Source organism: Massilia arenae, assembly GCF_008014745.1.
GTDB lineage: Bacteria > Pseudomonadota > Gammaproteobacteria > Burkholderiales > Burkholderiaceae_D > Telluria > Telluria arenae.
The window spans coordinates 24,301-31,683 of record NZ_VPFD01000040.1 but is presented as its reverse complement, the minus strand read 5'-3'; the positions used below and the strand labels follow the sequence as shown (position 1 = coordinate 31,683).

Here is a 7,383-nt window from a genome sequence, read left to right as displayed (position 1 = left end):
ATCAAACTGAACGGCCTGAGTCCAGTGCAGTACAGAACCCAGGCCGTCTAAGCGAGCATCCAACCGTCTCAGTTTAAGGGGTCACATCAGCAGGCGGGGACCCAAGTCTTTTACCGCAGCCACCAGCCTCAAAACGCGTGCAGCGCCACCACGATCGCCACGCCCAGGCCGATCAGGAACACCTGCGGCACCGTCTCCTTCAGCGTCGCCCGGCGCTGCATCTGCGGCATCAAATCGCTCACTGCGATATAGATGAAGCCCGACGACGCGAACACCAGCACATAGGGAATCAGGCCGCTGGCCTGGTCCAGCGTGAAGTAGCCCAGCAGGCCGCCCGCCACCGCCAGCAGGCTGCACAGCAGGTTGAACACATAGGCGCGCAGGCGCGAGAAGCCGGCGTTGAGCAGGACGATGAAGTCGCCGATCTCTTGCGGGATCTCGTGGGCGACGATGGCCAGTGCCGTCACGATGCCCACTTCCGGGTCGGCCAGGAAGGCCGCCGCGATCAGGATGCCGTCGGTGAAGTTGTGCATGCCGTCGCCGAGCAGGATCATCCAGCCCGACTTGCCAGCCTCGCGCGCGTCATGGCCGTGGGCGTGATGGTGTCCGTCGCCCTCGTGGTGGTGCGAATGGCGCAGCAGCGCCACCTTTTCCAGTAAAAAGAACGCCAGCAGGCCCGCCAGCAGCGTGGCGAACAGGCTCTTGATGTCGGCGCCCGATTCGAAGGCTTCCGGCAGCGCGTGCAGCAGCGACGTCGCCAGCATGATGCCGACCGACAGGCTGACCATCTTTTCGACCACTTTCGACAGCAGGGCGAACGAGAAAAGCGCAGCCCCGGAAATGCTGACGACGCCGGCGATCACGGTGGCCAGCAGGATGGAACTCAGGGTCGGGTCGAAAAGCGGGTCGATTTGAAAGCCTCTTGTTCTGTTCTTGCGACGATCCGCAAACCGGACATTGTACCGCTCCCGGCCTGCGGTCGTCCAAGAGCCTGTCTAAAGAGACAGGCCTTCGGGCGTCAAACGCCGTGCTTGCGGAACCAGGCCAGCGCGCGGTTCCAGCCATCCTTCGCGTCGGCCTCGTTGTAATTCGGACGGTAGTCGGCGTGGAAAGCGTGATCGGCATCCGGATACACGTGGATCGTCGAGCGGCTGTTGCCCTTGTCGAGGGCGGCCTGCATGCGCTTGACCGTATCGAGCGGGATGCCGCCGTCCTTGCCGCCGTACAGGCCCAGCACCGGCACCTTGAGGTTCTGGGCAACGTCGACCGGGTGTTTCGGCGTGTTCGGAGTCGCCTCGCCCACCAGGCGGCCATACCAGGCCACGCCGGCCTTGACGTCCAGGTTGTGGGCCGCGTACAGCCAGGTAATACGGCCGCCCCAGCAGAAACCGGTGATCCCCAGCTTGGTGGTGTCGCCGCCGCGCTGCTTGGCCCAGGCCACCACGGTGTCGAGGTCGGACATGACCTGCGCGTCCGGCGTCTTCGAGACGATGTTCTTGATCAGTTCAGCGGTATTGGGCGCCTTGGTCGCGTCGCCCTGGCGCACGAACAGGTCGGGCGCGATCGCCATATAACCCTGCTTGGCGAAGCGGCGCGCCACGTCCTTGATGTGTTCATGCACGCCGAAGATCTCGGACACCACCAGGATCACCGGGACGTTGGTCTTGCCGCGCGGCTGGGCGCGGTAGACGGGCACGTCCTGGCCATCGATCACGAGGATGCTGTCGGCCGCGTCGAGGCCTTCGGCATCGGTCTGGATCTGGGTTTGCGCGACCACTGGCAGCGCGGCCGCGGCGAAGCCGGTGCCGACTGCCGCCTTCAAAAAGTCGCGCCGCTTCACGCCATCGTCGTAGGCGCTGGCGCCCAGCAGGCTGTGGGCATCGTTGACGAGATCTTTCATGGACATCCCCTTTCTGGTCAGTGTTGGACAGGCTTGCCAGTCTAGCATCGCTGGCAGGGATTATCCGTACCGCACGGATGAGGAACCGGATGCGATCCCTCACTACGCGGATAGAAGGGGCTGCTGTGTCAGACCAGTTCGTATACCTGATCTGTCCGGCGATGATCGCGCACAACGACCTTGAAGCCCAGCCGCTTGATCAGTCCTGGCGCATCCGATTTCAACTTGTCATAGACGCTGACGATTCTGCTCAGCGGCGTGCTATCTGGAAAATTGAAATACTGCTGCCAGAACAGCGCATCGAGGACGGTCGAATCGACGAAACTGATGGATTTGGTGTACCCGGCAATCCAACGCAGTTGTTCGCTCTCCTCGAGAAGTTCTTGCATATTCTGCGACTGGCCGAACAGGCAGCAACCGAAATAGAGCGAATGCAGCTGGCCCTTGGTGTCGTTGATCGCCTTCACAGCGTTCTTGATGCGTGTGAAAGAAATCGCTTCGCCGCTGGAGCCATAGATGCCCTCCCTGTCACCATGCGCAGCGATGTATACATTCCGGATATTGGCGGTCTCGCACATACGGGGCAGGATTTCCTGGAATGCCGCCCCGTTATTAAACATTTCATAATGAAATGCGTGCTGACTTTCGAAACGCAGGTCACATACAAAGTCGAATAATGACTTGACCGACAAATTTCTTCCGTCTTCCCACTTCCCTTCAATAACTGCGACTTGCGATTCGTTCTTGATCATTCCCTTTATCCTGCTAACGTTGAACATTTCCATATGGATACTAACTTGTCCGACATCGATCGTGGAAGATAAGTTGATCTTGAATAGGTCAGGCCGTTAGACTCGTCATCCGATTCTTGATCACCCAACGGGATTTTGTGCAAGCCATAGCCAACCATTTCACGCAACTGCAATCGACCTTGCCGCCGGACGGCCCTGGCTTCAGCGCCGCCATCCTGTGCGACGGGAAGCCCGTATTCGAGCTTCACCACGGCATGGCGTCGCTCGAGCTGAAGGTGCCCTTGTCGTCCGAGTCGGCCTATTACCTAGCATCCGAATCCAAGCAGTTCACCGCCGCCTGCGTGCTGTCGCTGGTGCGCGAGGGCGCCATCGGGCTCGATGACGATGTCTGCATCCACCTGCCCGAACTGGCCGGCTTTGAACAGCCCTTTTCCCTGCGCAGCCTGCTCAATCACAGCAGCGGCATTCCCGACTATTTCCAGTTCATCGAATGCCAGTTGTCGCGCCACGAAGCCGACTACTTCGACAACCGGATGATCCTGGACCTGATCAAGCGTCTCGACACCGTCGTCTTTCCCACCTCGAGCGGCTACCGCTACAGCAACAGCAACTACATCCTGCTCGCCGCCTTGGTGGAGCGCCTGAGCGGGATGTCGCTCGGCCGCTATGCGAGAGAAAAGCTGTTCGAACCGCTGGACATGCGGCGCATCGCGTTCGACGAGGACCGCTTCAGCATCATCGAACACCGGGTCTTCAGCTATGAGGCCGATGCTGGGCGTCCGTTCGGCTACAAGCAGCACCTGGGCAACGCCAATACCGTCGGCGACGGCGGCGTATATGCCAGCGTCAACGAGCTGCTGCGCTGGGAAAAGGAGTGGCACCGCCAGTGGGCCGATCCATCGAGCCTGCTGCACGCGATGCTGCAGCCATCGCCCTTGCTGGACGGTTCGGTGCCAACCTACCGCTTCGGGCTGGAGGTGATCCAGCGCGCAGGCCATGACGTCGTGTTCCACAGCGGCAGCCTGTGGGGATTCGACACGCTGATCCTCAGGATTCCAGCCCGCGGCATGTCGGTCATCCAGCTGGCCAATTGCGAGGCGGCGCTATCGGATATCGAAAAGATCGTGGCCGCCGCGCTCGATTGAGAATGGATCGTGGAATCGCCTATCTGGCCTGCGCGAACAGCAGCGGCACCTTGCCGGCGGCTGCGAGCCGCTCCATATAGGCGCGCACGGCCGGCGGGAACCGCAGCCCATCGACGATGCTCAGCGAACGCAGGATCGGCCACAGCTTGACGTCACTGATGCCGATCGCGTCGCGCCCGGCCAGCAGCGGCGCGAGCGTCTCGAGTTTCGTGTTCATCTTGCCGATGTAGCGCGCGCTGTCGGCGCGCAGCGCATCCAGGTCGCCGAAGGCGCGTTCCTCGCGCTGGCGATAGGCTTCGCGCGCGGACGGCGTGGCCAGTTCGGCGAAATCGCCCTCGGTGAAGCGGGGGATAAACAGTTTCAAGGCCAGCGGCCACGCGGCGTCACCCCAGGCATCCAGGGCCGCCTCGGGCGGGCCGTCGAACATGGGTGTGCCCAGCGTGTCGACAAACCGCACGATATCGAGGCTCTCGCCCATGTGAGTACCGTCGGGCTTTTCCAGGATCGGCACCGCTTTCTTGCCGACCAGGCCCGTGGGCGTGGCGGCATCGTCTTCCATGACGACGACGGTTTCGAAGGCCAGGTGCTTCAGGCCCAGGGCCAGCCGCGCGCGGCTGCAGAAAGGGCAATGCTCGTAGATATAGAGTTTCAAGATTTCTCCATGGACGAGGCGAAGGCGCCTCGCCGGCCTGTCTTACTCAGTGCGCCTCTTCCCAGTTCTTGCCAACGCCAGTCTCGGCCAGCAGCGGTACATTCAACTTGGCCACACCCGCCATCAGTTCCGGCAGCTTGACCCGCACCAGTTCCAGCTCGCCTTCCGGCACTTCGAGCACCAGTTCGTCGTGCACCTGCATGATCATGCGGGTGCCCAGCTTCTCGCCCTCGATCCAGCCCTGCACCGCGATCATCGCCAGCTTGATCAGATCCGCCGCCGTGCCCTGCATCGGCGCATTGATCGCCGCGCGTTCGGCGCCAGCGCGGCGCGGGCCGTTCGGCGAGTTGATCTCGGGCAGCCACAGGCGACGTCCGAACACAGTCTCGACATAGCCGCGCGCCTTCGCTTCCAGGCGTGTGTTGTCCATATACTGCTTCACGCCCGAGAAGCGCGCGAAATAACGCTCGATATAGTTGGCGGCGGCGGCGCGTTCGATGCCCAGGTTGCCGGCCAGGCCGAAGGCGCTCATGCCGTAGATCAGGCCGAAGTTGATCACCTTGGCATAGCGGCGCTGCTCGCTTTGCACGTCGGCCGGGTTGACGCCGAAGATTTCGGCGGCGGTGGCGCGGTGGATGTCCTCGCCGTCGGCAAAGGCTTTCAGCATTGCCGCGTCGCCCGAGATGTGCGCCATGATGCGCAGCTCGATCTGCGAATAGTCGGCCGAGACGATCACGTGGCCCGGCGCGGCGATGAAGGCTTCGCGGATGCGGCGGCCTTCGGCATTACGCACCGGGATGTTCTGCAGGTTCGGCTCGTTCGACGACAGGCGGCCGGTGATGGCCACCGCCTGTGCGTAATTCGTATGAACGCGGCCGGTGTTCGGGTTGACCATCTTCGGCAACTTGTCGGTATAGGTCGACTTCAGCTTCGACATGCCGCGGTGCTCGAGCAGGATCTTCGGCAGCGGATAATCCTCGGCCAGCTTCTGCAGCACCTCTTCGTCGGTCGACGGCGCGCCGGTGGCGGTCTTCTTGATCACCGGCAGGCCCAGCTTGCCGAAGAAGATCTCGCCGATCTGTTTCGGCGAACCCAGGTTGAACGGGCCGCCGGCCGCTTCATAGGCCTGCTGTTCCAGTTCCATCATGCGCTTGCCCAGTTCGCCCGATTGCACGTCGAGCAGCGCGCTGTCGATCAGCACGCCGTTGCGCTCGATCTTGTGCAGCACTTCCATGGTCGGCATCTCGATCTCGCGGTAGATATACGCGAGACCCTTGTCCTTCTCGACTTCCGGCAGCATGCTCTGGTGCAGGCGCAGGGTGATGTCCGAATCCTCGCCGGCATACTCGGTGGCGCGCCCCAGCTCGACCTGGACGAAGCAGATCTGCTTGGCGCCCTTGCCGCACACGTCCACGTAGGGAATCGTGGTGTAGCCGAGATGGCGCATCGCCATCGTGTCCATATCGTGCGGCTTGTGCGACTCGAACACATACGATTGCAGCAGCGTGTCGTGCACGATGCCTTTAAGCGTCACGCCATGGTTGGCGAAGATGTGCATATCGTACTTGAGGTTCTGGCCCACCTTCGGCTTGGCCGGGTTTTCCAGCCAGGGGCGCATCTTTTCCAGCACGTGCTCGCGCGACAGCTGGTCCGGCGCGCCGGCGTAGCGGTGGGCCACCGGGATGTAGGCGCCCTTGCCCACTTCGACCGACAGCGAGATGCCGACCATCTCGGCCGTCATCGGGTCGAGCGAGGTGGTTTCGGTGTCCACCGAGCTCAGTTCGGCCGCATCGACCAGCGCCAGCCATTTGTCGAGCTGCTCGCCGGTGAGGATGGTCTCGTATTCGCCCTTGATGACCGGCATGCCGGCCAGGGTGGCCGCGCCTTCCGGCGAATTGAGCGGTCCACCGCCCGGCGCGCTGCCGGCGGCGGGACGCACGCTGCCATCGCTCGCCTTGGCGCCGCCCAGGTCGCGCAGCATGGTCTTGAAGCCGTAGCGTGCGAAGAAATCGCGCAGCGCCTCGGCGTCTTCCGGACGGCCCACCAGCGTTTCCTCGAACGAGATCACGTGCTTGACCAGGTCGCAGTCAGTCTTGACGGTGATCAGCTCACGGCCCTTCGGCAGCCATTCCAGGGCCGCCTGCAGGTTGGCGCCGACGGCGCCGCCGATGCTGGCCGCGTTTTCGATCACGCCATCCAGCGAGCCGTGCAGGGTCAGCCATTTGACGGCCGTCTTGGGGCCGCACTTGGCCACGCCCGGCACGTTGTCGACGGTGTCGCCGACCAGGGTCAGGTAGTCGATGATGCGGTTCGGCGGCACGCCGAACTTGGCCAGCACGCCGGCCTCGTCCATGCGCTCGTTGGTCATGGTATTGATCAGCATGACCTTGTCGTTGACCAGCTGGGCCAGGTCCTTGTCGCCGGTCGAGACGACGGTCTTCATGCCGCGCGCCGTCGCCTGCACCGCCAGGGTGCCGATCACGTCATCCGCTTCGACGCCGTCGACCATCAGGATCGGCCAGCCCATATGGCGCACCACTTCGTGGATCGGTTCGATCTGCTTGCCCAGGTCTTCCGGCATCGAGGCGCGCGTGGCCTTGTATTCTGGATACAGGTCGTCGCGGAAGGTCTTGCCCTTGGCGTCGAAGACACAGGCGATATAGGCCGCCGGGAAGTCGGCGCGCAGGCGGCGCAGCATATTGACCATGCCGTGCATGGCGCCGGTCGGGAAGCCGTCCGGGCTGCGCAGGTCGGGCAGCGCGTGGTAGGCGCGATAAAGATAACTGGAACCGTCAACGAGCAGCAGGGTATTGTCCATAAGGGGGAGGCATTCAGGATTTCGGCAGGCGGCGCCATCCGTGGCGCCAGGGTAAGCGCCATTATCGCAGAATCCGTATCGGCAGCCGCGCCTGAGCTTCAAGACACTTGCCCCTA

The 7,383-nt window shown here is 62.8% G+C and carries 6 protein-coding genes; 1 reads left to right on the top strand and 5 read right to left on the bottom strand.

All coding sequences use genetic code 11. The features are described from left to right. Positions 1-128: 128 nt before the first annotated feature. From FVD38_RS24745 to FVD38_RS24735, 3 genes are all read right to left on the bottom strand, one after another. Entirely contained in the window at positions 129-863 is a 735-nt protein-coding gene (locus FVD38_RS24745) for a ZIP family metal transporter (RefSeq protein WP_137175510.1), read from the bottom strand. A gap of 155 nt (positions 864-1,018) precedes the next feature. Beyond that, the gene (locus FVD38_RS24740; RefSeq protein ID WP_147937228.1) at positions 1,019-1,900 is read right to left on the bottom strand and encodes a dienelactone hydrolase family protein; all 882 of its coding nucleotides are present in this window, start codon (positions 1,898-1,900) and stop codon (positions 1,019-1,021) included. Positions 1,901-2,028: 128 nt separating this feature from the next. Continuing rightward, positions 2,029-2,652: a hypothetical protein gene (locus tag FVD38_RS24735; RefSeq protein ID WP_147937227.1), complete on the bottom strand. Its 624-nt coding sequence runs from the start codon at positions 2,650-2,652 to the stop codon at positions 2,029-2,031. 137 nt (positions 2,653-2,789) lie between these two features. Between FVD38_RS24735 and FVD38_RS24730 the strand changes: the two genes are divergently transcribed. After that, positions 2,790-3,797 carry a serine hydrolase domain-containing protein gene (locus FVD38_RS24730; protein ID WP_147937226.1) on the top strand — a complete coding sequence of 336 codons (1,008 nt, stop codon included), beginning with the start codon at positions 2,790-2,792 and terminating at the stop codon, positions 3,795-3,797. Positions 3,798-3,816: 19 nt separating this feature from the next. Here the strand turns inward: FVD38_RS24730 and grxB are convergent, their stop codons facing one another. Both grxB and polA read right to left on the bottom strand, forming a co-directional pair. Next, positions 3,817-4,449 (bottom strand): glutaredoxin 2, encoded by a 633-nt coding sequence (gene grxB, locus FVD38_RS24725; RefSeq protein ID WP_147937225.1) that lies wholly within the window; start codon positions 4,447-4,449, stop codon positions 3,817-3,819. A 46-nt stretch (positions 4,450-4,495) separates the two neighbouring features. Further along, complete coding sequence (gene polA / locus FVD38_RS24720) at positions 4,496-7,267, bottom strand: DNA polymerase I (RefSeq protein ID WP_147937224.1); 2,772 nt, start codon at positions 7,265-7,267, stop codon at positions 4,496-4,498. Positions 7,268-7,383: the final 116 nt, after the last annotated feature.